13 protein-coding genes are annotated in these 19,889 nt (G+C 65.5%); 6 read left to right on the top strand and 7 right to left on the bottom strand.

Going from position 1 to position 19,889, the window contains the following annotated elements; all coding sequences use genetic code 11:
* The first annotated feature begins 16 nt into the window (after window positions 1–16).
* The 5 genes from GCU69_RS11435 (at window position 17) to GCU69_RS11415 (ending at window position 4,589) form a co-directional block, all read left to right on the top strand.
* Window positions 17–1,006 carry a replication-relaxation family protein gene (locus GCU69_RS11435; protein WP_156205884.1) on the top strand — a complete coding sequence of 330 codons (990 nt, stop codon included), beginning with the start codon at window positions 17–19 and terminating at the stop codon, window positions 1,004–1,006.
* Window positions 1,003–1,941, top strand: a complete 939-nt coding sequence (locus tag GCU69_RS11430; protein WP_156205883.1) for a C40 family peptidase — start codon at window positions 1,003–1,005, stop codon at window positions 1,939–1,941. Before GCU69_RS11435 ends, GCU69_RS11430 begins: the two co-directional genes overlap by 4 nt.
* Window positions 1,938–2,819, top strand: coding sequence for an extensin (locus tag GCU69_RS11425; RefSeq protein WP_156205881.1), 882 nt, complete (start codon window positions 1,938–1,940; stop codon window positions 2,817–2,819). The genes GCU69_RS11430 and GCU69_RS11425 overlap by 4 nt, the downstream gene beginning before the upstream one ends.
* Window positions 2,820–3,203: 384 nt before the next feature.
* Window positions 3,204–4,070 carry a MarR family transcriptional regulator gene (locus tag GCU69_RS11420; RefSeq protein ID WP_170315826.1) on the top strand — a complete coding sequence of 289 codons (867 nt, stop codon included), beginning with the start codon at window positions 3,204–3,206 and terminating at the stop codon, window positions 4,068–4,070.
* Window positions 4,071–4,286: 216 nt separating this feature from the next.
* Window positions 4,287–4,589, top strand: a complete 303-nt coding sequence (locus tag GCU69_RS11415; protein WP_156205876.1) for a hypothetical protein — start codon at window positions 4,287–4,289, stop codon at window positions 4,587–4,589.
* A 113-nt stretch (window positions 4,590–4,702) separates the two neighbouring features.
* Here the strand turns inward: GCU69_RS11415 and GCU69_RS11410 are convergent, their stop codons facing one another.
* The 6 genes from GCU69_RS11410 to GCU69_RS11385 all read right to left on the bottom strand — a co-directional run bounded on the left by GCU69_RS11410 (window position 4,703) and on the right by GCU69_RS11385 (window position 15,133).
* On the bottom strand, window positions 4,703–4,972 hold the full coding sequence (locus tag GCU69_RS11410; protein ID WP_156205875.1) for a hypothetical protein: 270 nt from the start codon (window positions 4,970–4,972) through the stop codon (window positions 4,703–4,705).
* A gap of 104 nt (window positions 4,973–5,076) precedes the next feature.
* Complete coding sequence (locus GCU69_RS11405) at window positions 5,077–5,520, bottom strand: hypothetical protein (protein ID WP_156205873.1); 444 nt, start codon at window positions 5,518–5,520, stop codon at window positions 5,077–5,079.
* Between the two features lie 320 nt (window positions 5,521–5,840).
* A complete protein-coding gene (locus GCU69_RS11400) occupies window positions 5,841–6,296 on the bottom strand; it encodes a hypothetical protein (protein WP_156205872.1) in 456 nt (151 codons plus the stop codon).
* 240 nt (window positions 6,297–6,536) lie between these two features.
* Window positions 6,537–6,743: a hypothetical protein gene (locus GCU69_RS11395; protein ID WP_156205870.1), complete on the bottom strand. Its 207-nt coding sequence runs from the start codon at window positions 6,741–6,743 to the stop codon at window positions 6,537–6,539.
* Between the two features lie 507 nt (window positions 6,744–7,250).
* On the bottom strand, window positions 7,251–7,490 hold the full coding sequence (locus GCU69_RS11390) for a hypothetical protein (protein WP_156205869.1): 240 nt from the start codon (window positions 7,488–7,490) through the stop codon (window positions 7,251–7,253).
* Window positions 7,491–9,061: 1,571 nt separating this feature from the next.
* Window positions 9,062–15,133, bottom strand: a complete 6,072-nt coding sequence (locus tag GCU69_RS11385; RefSeq protein ID WP_235978410.1) for an RHS repeat domain-containing protein — start codon at window positions 15,131–15,133, stop codon at window positions 9,062–9,064.
* A 698-nt stretch (window positions 15,134–15,831) separates the two neighbouring features.
* Between GCU69_RS11385 and GCU69_RS11380 the strand changes: the two genes are divergently transcribed.
* Window positions 15,832–18,924, top strand: a complete 3,093-nt coding sequence (locus tag GCU69_RS11380; protein ID WP_156205865.1) for an FG-GAP-like repeat-containing protein — start codon at window positions 15,832–15,834, stop codon at window positions 18,922–18,924.
* Window positions 18,925–19,354: 430 nt separating this feature from the next.
* On the opposite strand, the gene GCU69_RS11375 is transcribed toward GCU69_RS11380, so the two are convergent.
* Window positions 19,355–19,831, bottom strand: a complete 477-nt coding sequence (locus GCU69_RS11375; RefSeq protein ID WP_156205863.1) for a hypothetical protein — start codon at window positions 19,829–19,831, stop codon at window positions 19,355–19,357.
* Window positions 19,832–19,889: the final 58 nt, after the last annotated feature.

Raw genomic sequence — 19,889 nt, 5'->3', positions numbered from 1 at the left:
CTGGTGGTGACCCGTCATGCCCGCACTCCCCCGCCCCGCCTCCGGCCCCGGCTCCCGATACACCGCCCGCGCCGCCACCACCCGCCGCCGCCCCGCCCGGCACACCGACGTGGCAGCCCTCACCCGTATCCTCACCTGCCGCGACCTGTGGCTGACCCGGATGATCCACGAACACCGAGTCCTGACCACGCACCAGATCGCGAGCCTGGCCTACACCTCACCCCGCTCAGCACAGCGCCGCCTGCGCACCCTGCACGTCCATGCCGTCCTCGACTCCTTCCGCCCCTTGACCCAGACCGGCTCTTCGCCAGAGCACTACACCCTCGGCCCGGCAGGCGCCGCCCTGCTCGCCGCCCACGCCGGCTGCAGCCTGTCCGACCTCGGTTGGCGGCCCAGCCACACCGGGCGCATCGCCTACTCCCCCGCCCTCGGCCACGACCTCGGCGTCAACGAACTCCTCACCCAACTCGCCGCCCGAGTCCGCACCTCGCCGACCGCAGGGCTGACGATGTGGCTGTCGGAGAACTCCTGCGCCCGCCGCTGGGGCGACATCGTCCGCCCCGACGCCTACGCACACTGGCACGACGGCGACCAGGTCCTGCCGTTCTTCCTCGAATACGACACCGGCAGCCAGGCACTGGGCCGCGTCGAGGCAAAACTCACCGGCTACGCCGCCTTCCACACGGCAACCGGCACTCGGCCGGCCCTGCTCATCCACACCCGGACCCACTCCCGCGACCAGGCGCTGCGCCGCCGGTTGGCCGGGCCCGCGCGCGACCTGGAGCTGAACGTGGCCACCTCGTCCGCGGACTTCACGACCACCAGTCCGTGGGGCCCCTGGTGGATCCCGCTCCAGCCCGGCGGCTCCGGACGTACCGGCCTGACGCAACTCGCCGCCCGCTGGCCCCACCTCAGCCCCGCCTCCGGCCTGGAGCCGACCGACGCCGACACCGCCCTCACCCTCCCCGTCCCGCCCCTGCCACCCGCCCCCGGGGCCCCGGCATGAGCTCATCGCTCACCAAAGCGGCCACCGGCATCGGCTGCGGCGTCCTGGCCGTACCGCTGTTATTCGTGATCGCCGTCATCGCGATCATCGGGAGCCTGCTGTCCGGCAGCGGCGTGTCGGCATCCCCGAGCAACCACGCCCTCAGCGACATCCCGCCCCACCTGCTCGCCCTCTACCGCCGGGCCGCCCCCGAATGCCCAGGGCTCTCCTGGACCGTCCTCGCAGCGATCGGCAAGGTCGAGACCGACCACTCACGCCACCCCACCATGATCTCCTCAGCCGGCGCTGTGGGGCCGATGCAGTTCCTGCCCTCCACCTTCAGCGCCTACGCGCACCCCGTACCGCCCGGAGGGAAGCGCCCACCCACCCCCTGGGACCCGGTCGACGCCGTGTACGCCGCGGCCCGCCTGCTGTGCGCCAACGGCGCCCGGAACGGCAAGGACCTGCGGCGGGCCATCTGGCACTACAACCACTCCAACGCCTACGTGAACCAAGTCCTCAAGATCGCAGACCGCTACGCAGCCGCAGCACCGGCGCCCACCGGAGCCGCCGCCACCGCGGTTGCCTTCGCCCGATCCCAGATCGGCACCCCGTACGTCTGGGGTGGCGACGGGCCCGCCGAGGGCGGCTTCGACTGCTCTGGGCTCACCCGGGCCGCCTACCGCGCTGCGCGGATCAGCATCCCCCGCGTCGCGCAGGCCCAGTACGACGCCGGCCCCCGCCTCCCGAGGGACAAACGACTGGCACCGGGCGACCTGCTCTTCTTCGGCCCCAGCCCCAGCAACATCACCCACGTCTCGATCTACACCGGCAATGGCAAGGCCATCGACGCCCCGCGCCCGGGCGCGACCGTCCGCGAAGCGCCCGCCCGCACGAACGCCCCCTCCTTCCAGGGCGCCACCCGACCCGCGGCCCGAGGAGGGGGAACCCGGTGAAGCACATCGCACCCCGCGAGGCCGTCGAACTGCTCCGGGCCATGACCTGGGTGCTGTGCGCCGTCGCCCTCCTGGCCCTGGTCTTCACCACGGTCAACGTCACCCGCTTCGCCACCAGCCACGACGTTCCGCTGCCCATCGCCATCCTCCTGGACCCGATGATCGGCACCGCGCTGGCCGGAGTCCTCTACGTCGACGCCCGCCTGGCTTCCTGGGGCGTCCGCCCACCGGCCTGGTCAACCGCGCTGCGCTGGAGCGCCGGGTGCACTGCTGCGCTCATGAACACCTGGGAGTCGCTGTGGCCCGACGGCCGGATCGGCTGGCCCCGGCGAGCCGATCCGGCAGCTGTTCTGCTGCACCTGACACCGGCCCTGCTGCTGATCGCGCTGACGGAAACGATCGCCGCGTACCGAAGAACCGTGAGCGACCTGCTCGACCGGACCGGCCCGCCGAACCCGGACGGGCCCGCAGCACCGCCGATCCCGACACGGCGACCACCCGAGAGACCGATCGATCCGGAACCCGCCGACCACGATCCGCTGACCGATCGGGATGCGGGCGAGAGTCCCGATCGTCGATCGTCCCCAGCCGCCGCGTCCGCCACCAGCGGCGATTCTCGCCCCGAGCCCGACGTCGGCGACCACACGCCCGACACCCCGCCCCCGGCCCCAACACCCCAGCCAACCCACGACAGGCCGACAGACACCGACGTATGGCCGCGTGCGGTGGCATTGGACGCCGCAGCCCGCGCCGCCACCGGGAAACCGGCGAGCATCTGGCGGCTGCGCACGGATCTGCGCATCGGCCCACGGCGAGCACGGCAGATCCACGAGCAGCTCCTGGCTCACCGCTCCGACCCGCCGTCCCCCGCCGACTGATCGGCCCCGGCCGAGCGAACGATCTGCCGACCAGCACAGCCGATCGGCCACCGGTCACGGCCCCGCCCGCAACACCGCTCGCCGATCGGCGTGACGATCCCTCACCCGCGCGGATACGGAGACCGCGGCACCAACTCTCACCAGGCCCGATCGGATCTCCATGGCGCCGCTTGACTTCCCACACGGTCCGAGCGTCCATGGTCGTGGCCGACGGACCGAGCGGGTCCCCGGAGCACCGTGAACCCGCTCGCGCCACGGCCCTGTCCGCCCGGGACCCACGCGGTGCGCACGCGCCCGGCGAACATCCGCGGCCCGCACTCGCGGGCCCGCACCCCGGCCGGGGACCTCACCCACCCGATGCACTCCCGGAAACGAGGTTCCCTCATGTCCGACACCAACCCCGGCGGCATCCGCACCCTCCCGTCCACGCCCGCCCCCGAACCGCTGACCGGCCTGACCGGCGCCCCCGCAGCGATCTACACCGAACTGGCCCACCACACCGACCCCGTCACGGCCGCCGAACTCGCCCTCGCCGCAGGTCTCGGCCGCTCCACCGCCGGAAAGGCCCTGACCACGCTCGAGAAGCTCGGCCTGGCCGTACGCACCCCGGGAGGCCACGACGGACCACGCCGTACCCCGGACCGCTGGCACCCGGCGCCGACCCGCGAAGACGGCGGCGACACTGGAAACTGCCAGCAGACCGTGAGTACCCGCCCGGAGACGTCCGCCGCCCACGCCTCGGAGCCGGACGGCAACCGTTCGGAGGACGAGGACGCCACGGTCGACGACAAGACGCCCGAAGCGTCCGCAGCCCCAGCCGACGAGGACACGATCATCACCACGACCCAGGTGACCGACACATCGCTGGAGCCCAAGCCGCAGGGCACCGCGCAGACCGACGGCAAGGACAACGACGCAAGCACCCCTCTCCTCCACGCGGGCAAGACCACAGAAGAGAACAGCGCACCCGTTGCGGCCAGCACCGAGAACCGGGCTGCACCGACAGGGGTCATCACCCCGCCCGGCGAGAAGAAGCGACTCGCGCCCGGAGCGCTGCGGCAAATGGTCATCGAGCACCTTGCGGCACACCCCGGTGAAGCGTTCACCGCCACCAAGATCAGCCGCGTCATCGAAAAGTCCTCGGGCGCCATCGCCAACGCCCTGGAGAAGCTCGTCAACCAGGGCATCGCCGAGCAGGTAAGCGACAAGCCCCGCACCTTCCGGCGGACCTCCACCACAACCACCGAGTAGACGTCACGAGGGCCGGTGGCGACACCCCGTTACGGGAGGGTGCCGCCACCGGCCCTTGCCGTCCGTACGACCGCCGCGAACCAGCGCCACACGGCGGGCCGCGAAACCGCTGCACAGGCACTACGCCAATGGACGGATCTCGCAACAGCCCGCGTGACCGGTCCGGCGACTACCCGTTTCCCCGCGAGAGAAGACATCCACTTTGGGAGGATTCGCGTGCGCGCTCTTGCAACAGCAGCCGGCCTGCTCCTGACGGCCTCTCTGCTCGGCCCGACCGCGACAGCAACGGCAGCCCCGTCCGCCCGCGACTGCATCACCATCAAGGCCCGCCAGAACGTGGCTGTCCGATACGACCCGGACCCGCGCTCGAAAGTCGTCGGGCACCTCAAGCGCGGAGCCAAGAGCAAGAGCTGCCGGATGACCTGGAGCAACCAATTCCGGGCCTGCGGCGAGTGGGGCAAGTGGTGGTACCTGGTCCGAGGCGGCTTCGTCCCGAAGACGTGCGTCAACAAAGTCTGAACACGCTCGGTTGACAGCACCTGCTCCGGCACATCCACGGCCAGACATTCCGACCGGTCACGTCGGCGCGTTACGATCCCTAAAATCATGCCGCTCCACGACGAATCCCTCAGTCAGCCGAAAATAATCTTGTAGGCTGCAAAAATTGAGGTGCTAAGACCGACCAGCCCCAAAATCGCCCCGAACACTCGAAGCAGGTTGTGTGAAGCCGAACCGGCTCCACCTGGGGTATGACTCTCAATGAAATCGAACAGGCGAATTGAGGCGTTTCGGTAATCGCAGGCGAGGATCAAGCCGATCGGGGTTACAACCAGTCCCCAAAAGAGGCGAAACATATACCCGTCGGACTGTGCAGCTGCGACGACTTGAATACTGGACGTCATTCCATAGCACTTCCTACAGCAACCCGGGGAAACCGGACTCCATTATCGCTATCGCCAAGTTGCGCGCGACGGCGACTCCAGAGATGGCTCGCGCTCGTCATCAATCAGGATACAACAGTCCAGGCCCCCGCAAAGATCCCCAGAAATAGGGGGACGTCGGCGGACCAGCACCACCGAAATTTATGCTGCACCTGAGGGTTCTCAGGCGGTGCTGCTGCGTTTCCACCTAGCATCCTTCTAATCTCCACAATGGCCCGCTCAGTGGTCTTGAAGTAAGCATCTATCACCGACCCGGCGAACACCAGCGGGCGTATTTTTTCCCCGCGAAATGTCTCTATCTTGAGACCGCCCCCCGAGGACATCTCGACCTCGCTGATGAACTCGACCGGAATTACGTAGGAACTGAGTGGATTTTCTATCAAGACTTGCCCCGGCACAAGCACAACACGGCAACTGGTGATGCGCCTAATCACGGCTGTCACGGTGCAGAAAACCGCAAGCACCAACCAAGCATCGTTAAAATGCCCGCGATCCAGCGATTCCATCATGCCCGCTAGATATATCAGCCAGATGGCAGAGATTGTCGTCCAAGCCAGCAGAGGCCAGGATTTACGGCGAAGAACACGCTTTTCCGGTCGATTTGTGGCAGCTTTGGTCGGCCATTCTGGCATCTAGCATCCCCTACCCGATAGGGCGCTGGCACTACCAGCGCCACAAAATCCCCATGAAAGCTGGCGGTTTACCCCAATGTTGAGTACGGTGCTGCTACGGTCCGCGCCCATGGCAGACCGCGTAGCCCGGCCGTTCGGCGTCCCCCGGTCCTTTCCGTAGCCTTGAGTGGTCGTGCCAGGAATGCAACGCCAATAAATCAGATAAGATTTAGGAGACTTGCGGGCGCCGCAAGAATAAAGGGCACAATTACCAAGTCGCCCCATGCCCAGTCAATGCGTCGCGTCACCGAATCTGCCGCTTCTCGAAGTTGGCGCTTTTCGGGAAGAGACTGGCGTATGGCAGCTGCTGCGGCTTCAACCGTCCTTCCCCGGTCGATGAGCGAACTTGAAAAGGCGAACACTGGAACCTCATCGCCAATTAGCGTCTCAATCAAAAGACCATTGCTGGTTTCCACGCGGCGGACTGACTGCAGTGGGATCCAATACCGTGCGCCTATCCCGATCACCAGGATGCCTTCCCTATGGATTTCCACACGGGCCCTCGCTAGAGCCCGCCATACCAGCCTCATCGACGCGACCAGCGCGGCCCCAAAGAAAACCATCTCCCCGGCAGGGTTTTTCTCCCACATCTCCTTCCCGTACACTACAATCATCGAAACTACTCCTGCGATGTAGATATACGCCCCGACCGGCGCACTACGCCGCCGCAGGATGTCGACACCGCGTCGAGTGTGAAACATCAGCGTCCTCCAGTGTCATCTCTGAACGCCATACTGAGCCGGGGCCGGCGGCAATCGCATCCGCAGCCCCGTAAGGAGGAGCCCCGAACGAGACTGCGGAACCGATCTTCCCCAAGAGGTCCCTTCAGCACCAAATGGACCTCGCCCGCCGGTCTACATGACCGAAAACGAGGCCGCAAACCACCCCGCACCGACAATCAGCACAAATGCGCCGACTATCCGCAGCGTCGTGGGCGTGGCGCGCCCGGGGTTCATGAACGACTCGAAGAAATCGAAGATTCGCGTAGCCGTTCCGCCGACGTCACCGACCAGGCAAATACCAAACCCGATCAATACAATTCCACCGATCAACAGGAACAAGCCACTCACTCCTCCTTTTTCAGCGGCTAAACCACGTACCGTTCAAAGGCCCTACCACCCACACCACGCCAACGAGAGTCATGAAAACCCCCACTACACGTATTGTGCCTCTGGTGGCGTTCCCGGGATTCATGAACGACGCATAGAAGTCGTAGATGCGCCCCGCGACCCCTCTCACATCAACCATGAGGCAGACGCCGAGTGCAATGAGAGCGACTCCAATAGTCAGGCTAAACACCATGCTGCCCCCTTCCCCTCACGAATCGCTCAACTCCAGCACCAACCGCCGGCTGGAGCCAACGCAAGGAGCCTCGACCGACCCCGCCGCGCTTCACGTCCGCTTCGGTGTCCAGGTCGAGCTGCTCGGGCGCACGGCAGGGCGCCTGACTGCGGGCATCTTCAGCCATCGTGCCGTACCCGGAGGCGCTACATCACTCATCCTCGTCACGCGCGATCCCTGTGTGGCGCGCATCTATAGAAACAACGACAAGAAGAGGAGAAACGCCATCATGCCCCTAGGATGTGATCAAAAAGCTTAACTACCGAGGATGCGAGCAGCGTAAACCCAGCCGTCGCGAAAATTAGACCGCCCACCTTGACGAATCTGCGCATAACGGGCCGCAAGCGCAACGCATCCGTTGCGTTCGGATCGTCAGGGACAAACAGATCCGTGACGGAAAGCCAGTCTTTCCAGAGGGTTAGACCCACCAAAGAGGCAGCCGTTCCGAGGATCACTAACTCCAGCATCAGGTCCAGATTATCAGCCCGGGCGTGGGCAGCGAGGAACCCAATATTTTGGCATGCGTGCTGCAATCCGTTACTCCGGCCGCACTAGCTCGGACACGGAACGGAGGCAAAGTGCATCGGACATGTCGATTCCTCTGAACGTAGCCGACGGCCACACCGGCTGCCCTGAAATCCAGGGTACAACGATAGAGCCGTCTTCGACGTTCCCTGTGAGCCGCGCCTCGCCGACAGGGGAAGGAAGTTGACGGTAACGGTCTCGCAGAGGCCCGTACCGCAAAGGGACGGCTCCGAAGGGCTCGTCATCCTCACCGCCGCTCAACGAGAAAAAGACCAGCCATGGCGCCTCAGATGCATAACTGTGCAACAGAACATATCTCACGCGGTGACTGGGTACTTTTCGCGCCTCTCGCGCCATTTTCCATGCCCGCCTGGAACTACGGAATGCTATCGCTAGCCAAACAACTGTAAGCAAGGGCAGGAGGAAGATATATACAGGGATGCTCTTATCCGGGTGCTGTATCGACAGTACCCAAGCCCCTGCATCCAAGCCGAACACTCCGAGGAGCGGGAGCAGTTTACCTGCTCTCCAGAGCCCACGCACGCGCCACCACCAGACTGCGCGTACATCTGCCTCAGGACTCAGATTTGATTTCTCCAGCCCACGGAAAGCAGCTTGGCTGATGGCTGCTTTTTTCATCACAGCATAGACCGATGGCACAACGTCACTCACGTTCGCGCATCTCCTCTGCGTCGGCAGTAACCCGAGGCGCCAACGGAAGGGACTACGCATTTATTTAGTGCAAGGTCTCCTGCTCCAGCCATTTCAGGTGCCCTGACATCCGGATAACCCGCAAACCGTGGTTCCCCTTGCCTTTTTGCATGGCGTCTCATCGACCGGCAGCTGTATCACGATCAAGACCCGACAGAACGTGGCCATCCACTACAACGCCCCGGGGCGCCGCTTGCAACTACTATGCGTCACCGCTTGGCCCCTCACTGCTGCCGCGCAGCCGGCCTTCTGCTCACTCGGACGTCCGAGCTTCCCTGGCGGCGGCCATTATTTCTTCCGCTATGAAATCAGACCGCACTCGTCGATTAAGCCAACGGGCTGGATTGGACTTGTAGAAGGCAAGGCATACCCATATTTTTCCTGGCGTATAAAGGATTGTCATGCCGTAATATCCAGGTTCTACCGACGTTATTTGCGCTAGCGGTATCCGTCGCCATTTCAGAACATTTCTCACCATCAGGTAATCGGCCGTGAGGGCCATTGACGACCGCATTGCAAAGGCCAACAAACCCGCCCCTACGACAATGAATCCAAGCGGCACCGCCAATGAGATGGTAGACAGTTGCGGCCGCTCCGAGATGGCTTCCTTAAGCCCGACCGAAGAGAGAAGTAGAAGGGCGATCGCTGGAACCGCACAGAGAAGACGTTCCCAAGTTCTAAGCGTCCACTTCCGTGTGATAACAGAACTACCCTGCGTTTTCCCGTGCGCGTACGTCGATGTCTTACGACGTCGCCCCATCTCTCACTCGCCCCCTCTCGGCCCAGCACCGCTCTGGTCTGTTCAGCAGTAGCTTGGCGCATGGTACGTGGTGCCGCACCCAGCCTGGCCAAGGCCGGCGCCTCCTGCGAACATAAGTCTGCTGGCTACCGCGTTCGGTCTCGCAGCATGGCGTCCGCCACCTCCATTCAGATAGCGAGCCGAATGCCGACCAAGAGGTGCGGAACCCTTCCCGGTGGCGCGGTAGTAGCCCTTCCATGCGGCACTCATTCCTGCACCACCGACTGCACCAAAAGCGATCCCGATGGCAGCTCCTCGAGCGTTTCCAACAAGACGCTCATTGGCCCGCTCCGTCCCGCCAGTGGACAAGTCGGCAGCATACTTGGCGCCGACAATAGCGACACTGGCGATCACGCAGCCCACCAGAGACGCAACGCAAACCACAAAGACTCCGAATTCAGCCAATCCTCTCCAATGATCAGCAAAGAATCCGCCTGCCGCCTTACTGACCTCTGCGACACCGCTGACGACCCTGCCGCCCGTATGATCCCAAGCCGTCCCAAGTCCATTCTTTAGACTTTCCCAATAACCACTTTCCTTCTCATTAGCCTTCTTCTTTGCTTCGGCGGCCTTGCGTTCGCGTTCGATCCGCTTCTGGCGCTCGATCTCGGCAGAGCGGGCTCGCTGTGCTGCCGTGGGTGCGGTGACGCCGCTGCCCTTGGTGTACACGTGTCGGTAGCCGGTGTTCTTCTGGATTATGTAGTTGGGAGAGATGGTGCCGCCGCGGGCTTTGGTTTCCTTCTCGTAGTTCTTGCCGAACTCGACCCTCTCGAGATCGCCGGTACCTCCGCGGCCGTTGGTGCAGCTGTACTGGCCGCTGACGCATTCCTCGTATGCCTCGCCAGTGGGGTCGGCGAAGGTCGCGGCGTTGTTGTTGCCGTACACGTAAGCGTTGTGCTGGGTCGGATCGTCCGTCAACAGGAGAGGATCGACGGACAGGAAGCGGCCCAAGGATGGATCATAAGCGCGGGCCCCGAGTTGGGTTAGGCCGGTCGGGTCGGTGATGCCGCCGACGAAACCGCGGTCGCCCGGCCAGCTGGTGCTGCTGCTCGAGCGCGGTCCGCCGAAGGGCAGTTGCTTGCGCCGGGTCACCGCCTGGCCGGCGCCCCACGCCACGGCGATCAGCGCCGTGCCCTGGCGGTCGCCGAAGAGGAAGGTGAAGCCGTTGCTGGTGCGCACCGCGACTGTCTCCCCGCCGTGGGTGTAGTAGCGGGCCGCGGTCTTGGTGCCGGTGCTGGTGGCGGTGAGTTCGTTGCCGCCGGGCAGGTAGGCGACAGTGGACCCGTCGGCGTTCTTGGCGAGGAGGCGGTTGCCGTCCGCGTCGTAGAGGTACTCGGTGGTCTTGCCGTCCTCGGTAACGGTGGCCAGGTTGCCTTCCGGGCTCCAGGTCAGCTTCTGGTCCCGTTCGCCGCCGGTGCGTTCGGTGGTGTTGCCCGCGTCGTCGTAGGCGAAGGTCTCCTGTTGTCCGTCGTCTCCACCGCCGGTCGTGCTGACCGAGCGCAGCGAGTGCGGGTTGTCCTCCCCCGCGCCGGTCGGGGCGTAGGTGCGAGTGACGTCGGACAGGCCGCTGGTTGTGGCGTGCTGGGTCTCTTTCGTGCGGTTCCCGGCGATGTCATAGGCGTAGGAGTGCCAGTAGGCGTCCCGGCCTCCCACGGTCGCCAACGATGGGCCAGCAGTGCAGTCGTCGGCGGGGTTGCTGGTGGTCCAGGCTTCCGTCATGCGCCGCAGGGCGTCGGTGGTGAAGCACTGGTTGTCGGTCTGGGCTGTGTTGTCTTGGCCGGAGGTGCTGGAGATGCGGGTGACGTTGCCGGCCGGGTCGTAGGTGTAGCGGGTGTCGTCCACCCGCAGGGCCACGTCGCCGTCAATGGTGCTGCGGGTGAGTGCGCCGGTGTGTTCGTCCCAGTTCTGTGTCCGGTAGACCTTGCGGCCGAGGACTCCGTATTCGGTGCGTACGGGGCGGGAGAAGACGTCGTGGGAAGTTGCGTTGACCAGCACGACCGGTCCTGCGGTGGTCTTCTGAGGGAGGTTGCCCTCGCCGAAGACAGTGGTCTGGCGTTCGCCGGGCAGTCCGCCGAGGGCCGGGTGCTTGATCCACTCCTGGGCCCCGGTGTACGCGTTGTAGCCGAAGGTCCAGGTGTATTCGCCAGCCACGGCGCCAGCGTCTGCGGGGAGCGTGGTGGTCGAGGACGTCGGCTGGTACTGGTCGTTGTAACTGTTGATCCGGTTGCTGTACGTCTTGCCGTCGACGTGGCTGGTGCTCCCGGTGAGGTGGCCCTTGGCCACGGTGTCGTAGGTCCACGACGCGCGCAGCGTTTCCCCCTGCCGCAGTTCCTTCTGGCGGCCCAGGTCGTCGTACACGGTGGTCAGCTCGATCCCGCGGGCGTCGGTGACCTTGGTGGGGCGGTCGCTGCGGTCGTAGGCCGTGGCGGTCAGGCCCTTGTCGGGGTCGTCGGCCGTGATCTGGCGGCCCCGGGCGTCGTAGGTCCAGGTCCACACCGTGTCGGCGGGGTCGGTCATCTTCGCCAGTTTGCCGTGCTTGTTGTAGGCATAGGTGGTGGCTTGGTACTCGGTGCGGTCGGCGTTGGTGTAGGTGCGCGCCTCGGTCTTGCGGCCGAGTGCGTCGGTGATGGTGGTGGTCGCGGTACCGCCCTTGGGCGGGATGACGGTGGTGCGGTCGCCGCCGTGGACGGTCGTGGTGCGCTTGGTCTCGTCGCCGAATTTCAGGGCGATGGAGGCGGTGGTGCGTCCGGCACCGTCGTACACGGTCTCCACACCGGCCGGAACCTTGGTCTCGTCGCCGGCCACCAGGGTCGTCGACGGCTTACCGGAGGCGTAGTAGGCGCCGTAGGTCTTCCATGCCTTTCCGCGGGTGTCGTAGAGCGTCTCGGTCACCACGCGCCCGTCGGAGTCTCCGATGGCCGGGGACTGGGTCTGGCGGGGCCGCAGCAGGCCGTCGTACAAGGTGTGGGAGGTGTCGTATTCACCTTGGTGGTTGATCGTCTTGGTGGTGACGGCGTTCGGCTCGGTCTTGGAGACCCGGTAGCTGTACTGGACGGTCGGCGAGCCGGGGTGGTCGGCCTTGGTGTGGCCCGGCGCCCAGGCCTTGGTGCTCCGGCCGAGCGCGTCGTATTCGATGTCGGAGCGCTTGCCGTTGGCGTCGACGGTGGCGAGGGTCAGGCCGCGGCGCGGGTCGGTGTGCTCGGTGGTGGTGTGGCCGAGGGTGTTGGTGGAGACCGTCTCGCTCGGCAGCTGCCCGCTCGCCGGTGTCCGGGTGATGACTGTTTCGGCGCCGGAGGCGTCAGTGGCCGCGGTCTGGCGACCGTAGGCGTCGTAGGTGGCGGTGTTGACGGTGATGAAGCCGGTGCCGTCGCCGTCATGCTCGTCGCGGCGGGTCTCGTCGCCCTTGGCGGGGGCCGCGCCCAGTGTGGTGGAGCCGTCGTAGTAGTAGCGGTCCGTGGAGACGAGGTCGCCGGGGAGATCCGCAGTGGTGCCGCAAGCCTTGGCGACCGTCTTGGACTCGGCCACCAGGCCCAGGATGTTCTTGTCCGTGTTGCGGGCGTAGGAGGTGGTGGTGCACTCCTCGTCGCCGCTCTTGGCGGTGTCTCCAGTCTCGGAGGCGGAGACGACGTAGCCGTGGGAGTCGAAGGTACGGCTGGTCTCCGTACGCCGCAGGGATCCCCCCGCGACCGTGGTGCGGGTGTGGTCTTCCTTCGTCTCGGTCCGGTAGGCGTGCACGGTCGGCAGGTCGTCCGCCGTGCGGGAGTGGGAGGCTGTCGCGTCCGAGCGCCAGGGGATGTGGCTGGTGGCGGATATCAGGTCGCCTCCGGAGCCGTTGTAGGTGGCCGTTTCGCGGGTCATCCCGGCGAACGCCTCGTGGTCGGTGACCTTCTTGCCTTCGCTGTTGGCGACCTCGGCACCGTTGATGCCGCGGAAGTAACGGGCCTCGGAGAGCGTCTGGGTGCCCTGGGCGGGGTCGCCGGTGCGGGTCTGGACGCGTTCGTATCCCTTGCGGTCACCGTAGGTGCGGTGCTTGGCCTTGGTGAATTCGTCGTCTCCCTTGGCCCAGGCGAGGCCGCCGAGGTAGGAGTAGTCGGTCCGCATCACGGGGGCGCCTGCGGTGTTGTCGGACTCCAGGATCTGGGTGACCACGTAGGAGTGGAACCAGTCCTGGTAGGGCTCGTAATCCTCGGCCGGGGCGTCCGGCGGGGACCAGATCACCGGGTAACAGCGCTTGGTGTTCGACGCTGCCTGGGGGAGGCTGCCGGCCTTGCACTCGGGGGCCGAGTAGGTCACGCCGACAGTGCTTCCGGTTTCGGTGTCCACGCCGTACACGCGGTAGCGGTTGTACGCCGGGACGGGGTCGACCGCGCCCTCGACCCGGTTCGGCAACTGCTGGCCGCGGAAGGTGACCGGCGGAAGCGTGATGGGGTCTGCCGCGGTGTGACCGGTGCGGGTGATCGAGGCCAGCCACAGTGCCGGGTCGGTGCCGTCGCCGGTGGACGGGAACTGGTGCTTCAGCGCCCAGGAGTCGACTTTCTTATACGCACCGCCGTCCAGCGCCGAGGTGGTGATGCCGGTCAGCCGCTTGCGGGTGAAGTACGACGGTGAGGAGTTGCTCTCGCAGGCATCGTCGGACGTGCAGTACTGGTCGAAGGGCGTGTCCGGCCACTTCTTGGCGTTCGCCTCGGTGAACTTGTCCGCGGCGCAGTCGAAGGTGTCAGTCGGCAGGCATCGCTCGGCTACAGAGAACTCCGCCTTGGCAACGGCCTGGTCCTCGTACACACCGTCGGACCGCAGCCCGTACTCGACCCGCTTGAGGTAACCACCGCGGATGTAACTGGTGAGCGTGCCCTTGTACGCGGAGTCGATGTTGCGCTGGTAGTGGTTGGACTCCTTCGCCCAGTAGTAGGCCATGGCGTTGGAGTGCGGGTCGACGACGTAGTCCAGGTTCCACCGCCAGGCCTGCTGGCACCAGGAGTCTTTGAACGCGCTGGCGCGGCAGGGCTCTCCGGAGTGGTTGCCGAACACGGGTACGGTCCAAGTCGAGTTGGTCTCGGTTTTGCCCTCGGACCAGCCGGGCAGCCGGTTGTAGCCGAAGTAGTAGCGGGTGCCGTCCGGGGCGGTCACGCGCCAGTACTCGCCGTCGTTGTCACCGTTTCCGCGCTCGCTGCTCTTCAGCTGCGCGATCTTCGTGCCGTCGTCGTTCTTCTTCCGCCACTCTCCCGTGGCGTCGTCCTTGACCAGTTCGCTGGACGATCCCCCCAGGGACAGGGTCGCGTTCTCCTTCTTCCAGCACTGGTCACCGACCTTGTGCGACGGGTTGTTGCCGTCCTTCTTGTCGTCCTCGCAGCCGACATAGCGCCGCTCAATGGACCCCGGTGACAGGGACCAGCCGTCACCAATCCAGTTCGCCTGGTTGTTGGTCGCGGCCGTGCGGCCGTCCACAGCCTGCGAGGAGTACGACAGGCCGAGGCTGGGCTCCAGCCCACCAGGCACGCCGGGCGCTTCAATGTCGTAGGTCCAGGAGAAGCCGCCCGATGAGCCGCCGGCCTCCCACTTGTCGGACGGGGCCAGCGAGGTGGCGGTGAAGTCACCGGTCGCCCCCGAAGCTGCCGCCGTCACGGCGAACAGCGTGGTGCCGGAGGTGATGGTGCCTGCTGCACGGGAACGCTGCGTCGGCGATGCCGGTGTGACCGGATCTCCCGATTCACCAACTGTGGCCTCGACGACGCCGGTCTCCACCTCAGCCGAGAGCGTGCCCTTCTCCCGGTCGTTGCGGGTGCTCACGACCTTGCCCGGAGCACACTTGGTGTCCTCCGGGGTGGTCAGGGCACAGGCAGGGACTTCGCGCAGCATCAGCCGGGAGGCCCAGTCTCCGCCATACATGCCCGCGAAACCGGAATAGTCCAACTCGACGCCGACCCGGTCCTTGCCCTCCTCATCGCCGTGCCCCCGCACGGCGATGAGCACACCGTCCACCCCGGCCGTCTCCGCGGCCTCACGGTCCAGCACCTGGACCTGCACTTCATCGGCCGATTTCGAAGTCTTGTCCCGGCTCTTTCCGGCGTCTTCCACTGACAACTCAAGCGAACCCGCCCTGGCGCGCTTCGTCTTCTGCCCCGCGGCCGGCACCTGGGCTGTCACCGTTCCAGGCGCAGGCCACTTCGCTTTGCTGTCGGGCTTCCAGCGGTTCTTGGCGGTCTGGTCCGGCTTGTGCAGCCCACGACCCTCAACCACGGAGACCGGCACCGGCTCCGGCTGCTGCAGCTTCCGCAGCTCCACTTCTGCCGCAGCCGCCACCGGGCCGCCCAGCAGCGTGGCCACCATGTAGACCACCAGGGTCGTGGCGATCAGTCGCGTCCCACGCCAGGTTTTCCGGGCACGACGCACTGCTGAATGGTTCGTGCCAGACACGGGACCAATCACCGTTCCCCCCACATGATCTTCACGACAAACGCAAAGCAGCGGTGAACGTAACACCCTTCCGGCACTTATTCGAGAAGAGCTTGAGGGACTTTATAATTCCGTAACCGACCTTGATATTTTACCCTGGTTTGCCACTAATCAACCGCACTGCCGCGTTGGCCCATGGCTACTGAGCTGGGCAGTTAGCGACTCGCGCTGAAACATGGACGAATGAAATCAATAGGATTTAAGGATACTTAAGCGATTTCTTGATTGGTTCTTTTCCCCGTACAACCTTTCCTCCCTCCGGGCCGTCTACAGCCGTGGCTACTTCCCTGTCCGTGAAAAGGAAGTGAAAAGGACGCGTGATGGAGAACCTGCAGAGAAGTTTGCTGGGAGGCCGACGTGGGCAACGCCGCGGTCTCATTCGCGCGACCTTGGCCCTTGCGTTGGCAGCGCCTCTGATCACCGTCCTGCCCGCAACGGCTGCCGCCGAGGAACCGGCCGACACGGCACGGCCCACCTCGGAAGAGACACGCGCCCTGGCTGAGGCCGCTGAAACCGGAGAGCCGGTCGAGGTCCTGTCACAGCGGACGGAGGCGTCGCAGGTGTTCGCGAACCCGTCGGGCACCTTCACCCAGGACAGTTACGCGCTACCGCAGTGGGTCCACAAGGACAACAAACTCGTTGAAATCGACACGACGCTGCATGAGAACGGTGACGGTACCTACTCTCCGGAAGCAGCCGAGGTCGGAGTGCGCTTCTCCGGCGGTGGAGAGGGCCCGCTCGTGACCGTGGTACGGGACGGGCGGAGCATGTCCTGGACCTGGCCGGGAGAGCTGCCCAAGCCCGTGGTGGAGGACGACACCGTCACCTACCCGGACGTGCTCAACGACGTGGACCTCAAGCTGAGAGCCGGGTCGGCCGGATTCGGGCAACTCCTCATAGTCAAGACGGCCGAGGCAGCCGCCGATCCCGCGCTCAACGAGATCGACTTCGGTCTGACGACGGACGGCCTCACAGCCGATGCCGACGAGTACGGCAACCTCACCGCGGCCGACCCTGCCGGACAGGAGATCTTCACCGCGCCGACCCCGCTGATGTGGGACAGCAATACCAGTGGCACCTTGAGTCAGACACGTGTACAGAGCCGGGAAGCCCTGTCAGCCCCAGCGGGAGACGAGTTCGCGCCTCCCCCCGGAGCGCGGGACGCGGCGATGGGCCTCGAGATCGCCGGTGACACGCTGTCCCTCACCCCCGACCAGGACGTGCTGCGGGGCGAGGAGACCCAGTACCCGGTGTACATCGACCCGTCCGTCTCCGGCTCCCGCTACTCCTGGACCATCGCCTACAAGCCGTATCCCAACACGTCCTACTTCAACGGAAACGGCTGGAAGAACTCCGACGGCTCCTTCGGGACCGGCACCGCCCGGGCAGGCTACGAGGACCATACGAACGGGCTCGCACGCTCCTACTTCCGCATGAACACCAAGAACCTCTGGAGCACCGACAAGGTCATTTCCAAGTCAACGTTCCGGATCAAGAACACCTGGTCCTGGTCCTGCCGAAACGAGCCCATCGAACTCTGGCGCACAGCGGTCATCGGCTCCTCGACGACGTGGAACAACCGCCCCACCCGGCGGGAGGAAATGGACACCGTCTCCGACTCCAAGGGGTACAGCAGCGACTGCCCTGCCGGAAACCTCTCCTTCAACGTGACCAAGGCGGCGAAGGACGCCGCCTCGCACGAGTGGAACACCGTCACTTTCGAACTGGCCGCCTCGAACGAATCGGACGTCTACGAATGGAAGAAGTTCAGTGCCAAGACGGCCGTGTTCTCCACGGAGTACAACACCCGCCCAGGAGTGCCCAGCGGCCTGGACACCACTCCGAGCACCAAGAACAGCGACGGATGTGACAAGGCTCCGTACGGCCTGATCGGCAACACCGACATCTACCTGAACGCGAAGGCCAGTGACCGCGACGGCGGCACCGTGGCGGTCAAGTTCCACCTGTGGGCAACGGGACACCACCCCAACGACGACCCCAACGGGACACTGATCGTCGACAAGTCAGTGTCCATCTCCTCAGGATCCGTCGCCCGACTCAAGGTCACCAAGGCCACACTGACCCCGCACCTCGGCACCGCCAACGGCAATTTCTCCTGGAAGGCCCAAGCCAACGACGGCACGCTGTACTCGGACTGGAATCCGACCAAGGGCTCACCGGGCTGCCGCTTCGTCTTCGACCCTACCCGGCCGAGCACTCCACCAGGCGTTACCTCCAGCCAGTTCCCCGACGGCAGCGAAGGATGGCCGTCGACCACCGGCCGGGTCCGCACCGAGGGCACCTTCACCTTCACCAGCGGCGGCATCGCCGACGTGGCCAAGTACGAGTACTGGACCGACACCGACCCCACCGTCCGCACCGTCACCCCAGAAACCAGCGGCGGCAGCGCCAGCATCACCTACACCCCCACGTCAGCCGGCGCGAACGTTCTCTACACCCGCAGCCTCGACAAGGCCGGCAACCGCTCGGACCAAGCCGGGTACCTCTTCTACGCCAACGGCCCCGCCGAAGCAGACAGCCCCGGTGACATCAACGGGGACGGCAACCCCGATCTGTGGGCCATCGACGGGGCAGGCACACTCCACCGCTACTACGGAGCAGGCGACGGCACCGTAGCCGCGAACCCCGAACCTGCCTCGGACTTCTCCTGGAACGCCACCCCAATCACCCACCGCGGTGACTGGACGGGAGACGGCTACGAAGACCTCATCGGACTGCGCCGCGACGCCGAAGACGGCGACCGCTTGTGGGCTCACCCCAACAACGGATACGGCTTCGCCTGCACAAACTGCTCAGGCGACGACAGCGACCGCAGAGAACTCACCGTCTACGACCCCGAGAACAACCACTGGCAAGACGCCGACCAGATACTCGCCATCGGCGACGTCGACGGGCCGCTCGACCTGGACGCCGATGGTGCGATCGATATCCCCGGTTACCCGGACCTTCTCGTGAAGAAGGGCGCTCTCCTGTGGCTGTACTACGGCGCAGCGGACAACCGGCTCGACAGCAACCGCGAGCCCATCCTCATCGGCACCGACGGCTGGCAGGAGCACGACCTCTTCGCACCGGGAGACACCAACAACGATGGCATGGTCGACCTCGGCTCCCGAGACCGCACCACCGGCGACCTGTACGTATACCGGGGCACCGGGCCGGACGGTGACGGGCTCGCCGACCAGGCGTCCAGGATCCCAAGCGGTCTGAACTTCACGGTCACGGGAACACCACTGATCACCTCGCCCGGCGACGCCGACAAGAGCGGCCAGTTCTACGACCTGTGGTTCACCAGGGACGACGACGCCCTGTGGACCTATACCGAAATGGGAAGCGGCGACGGTTCCATGTTCAAAGTGAGTGACGGCTGGGGCGGCTACCAGGCCATCAGCTGAGGCGGAATCCGACAGTTGGAGGGGAGGGATGGCACCGGACAGTTCGCCGGTGCCACCTCACTCGCATACCGCGATCATCAACGTGCTCCGCAGCCCGCGTGGCCACAGCCGCCACAGAAGCCACCGGTGCCGCATACACACGGGCAGGGCGGCGATGGGCGCCTGTATGCGTAAGCACTTCTTCCGGCTTCACCGCAGCGGGCGGCGGTCTCCAGTCGGCCGTGCCCGTCAAGTGCGTGCGGCCGAGCGGTCAGGTTCCTGTTGGTCGCCTCAGTCGGCCGTTGTGAGTCGGCCGGATTCGGGAAGCTGCCGGCCTCGTCTGGGGTAGTGCCCTGTGAAGGCCGGTCGTCGTGGGGTTGTGTGCCGTTGTGAGGTTCGGTGTCGGTCATTGCGGTTCCTTCCGTCGTGTTGTGGAACGAGTGGGCGACGCTCAGGTGGTGCTGCCGTATCGGCAGGTGGGGGCGTGGGCTTCGTCGCGGGCGAACGTGTCGGGGAGGGTGTCGGTGTGCGGGAGTTCCTCTGCGGTCAGTGGCGGGTGGGCCAGGTGGTTGCCGAGGTCGGCCAGGTGTCGGATGGTGGCGAGCGGGACGTGGGCTGCGCAGGCCGGGCACGGGCCGAGGAGTTCGAAGGCGGTGTCGTAGGCGGGATGGCGGGTGAGGAAGACGTACTTCTCGCCGCTGTCGGGGCAGGTGGCGGTGGCCAGTACGGGCTCGCCGGGGATGGTGCGGCGTCTCAGCCAGTCGGGGGCGACGGTGATCTGGTCGAGGTCCAGGCCGAGGGCGGCGGCGAGCCGTACTGCGGTACGGGCGTGTTCTTCGCTGCGGTAGGGGCTGTAGGGGCTCAGCGCGATGTTCCGGCGGACGTGTACGGCGGCTGCGTGGGCGCGTTCGGCGAGTGACAGCTTCATGGGGGCTCGTCTCCTGGTGGTGGGGGCGGCTGGGGCCCTGGGCCGGGGGTGCCGCCCC

This window comes from Streptomyces lycii (genome assembly GCF_009735685.1).
GTDB lineage: Bacteria > Actinomycetota > Actinomycetes > Streptomycetales > Streptomycetaceae > Streptomyces > Streptomyces lycii.
This window is presented reverse-complemented; position numbering and strand designations above follow the sequence as displayed.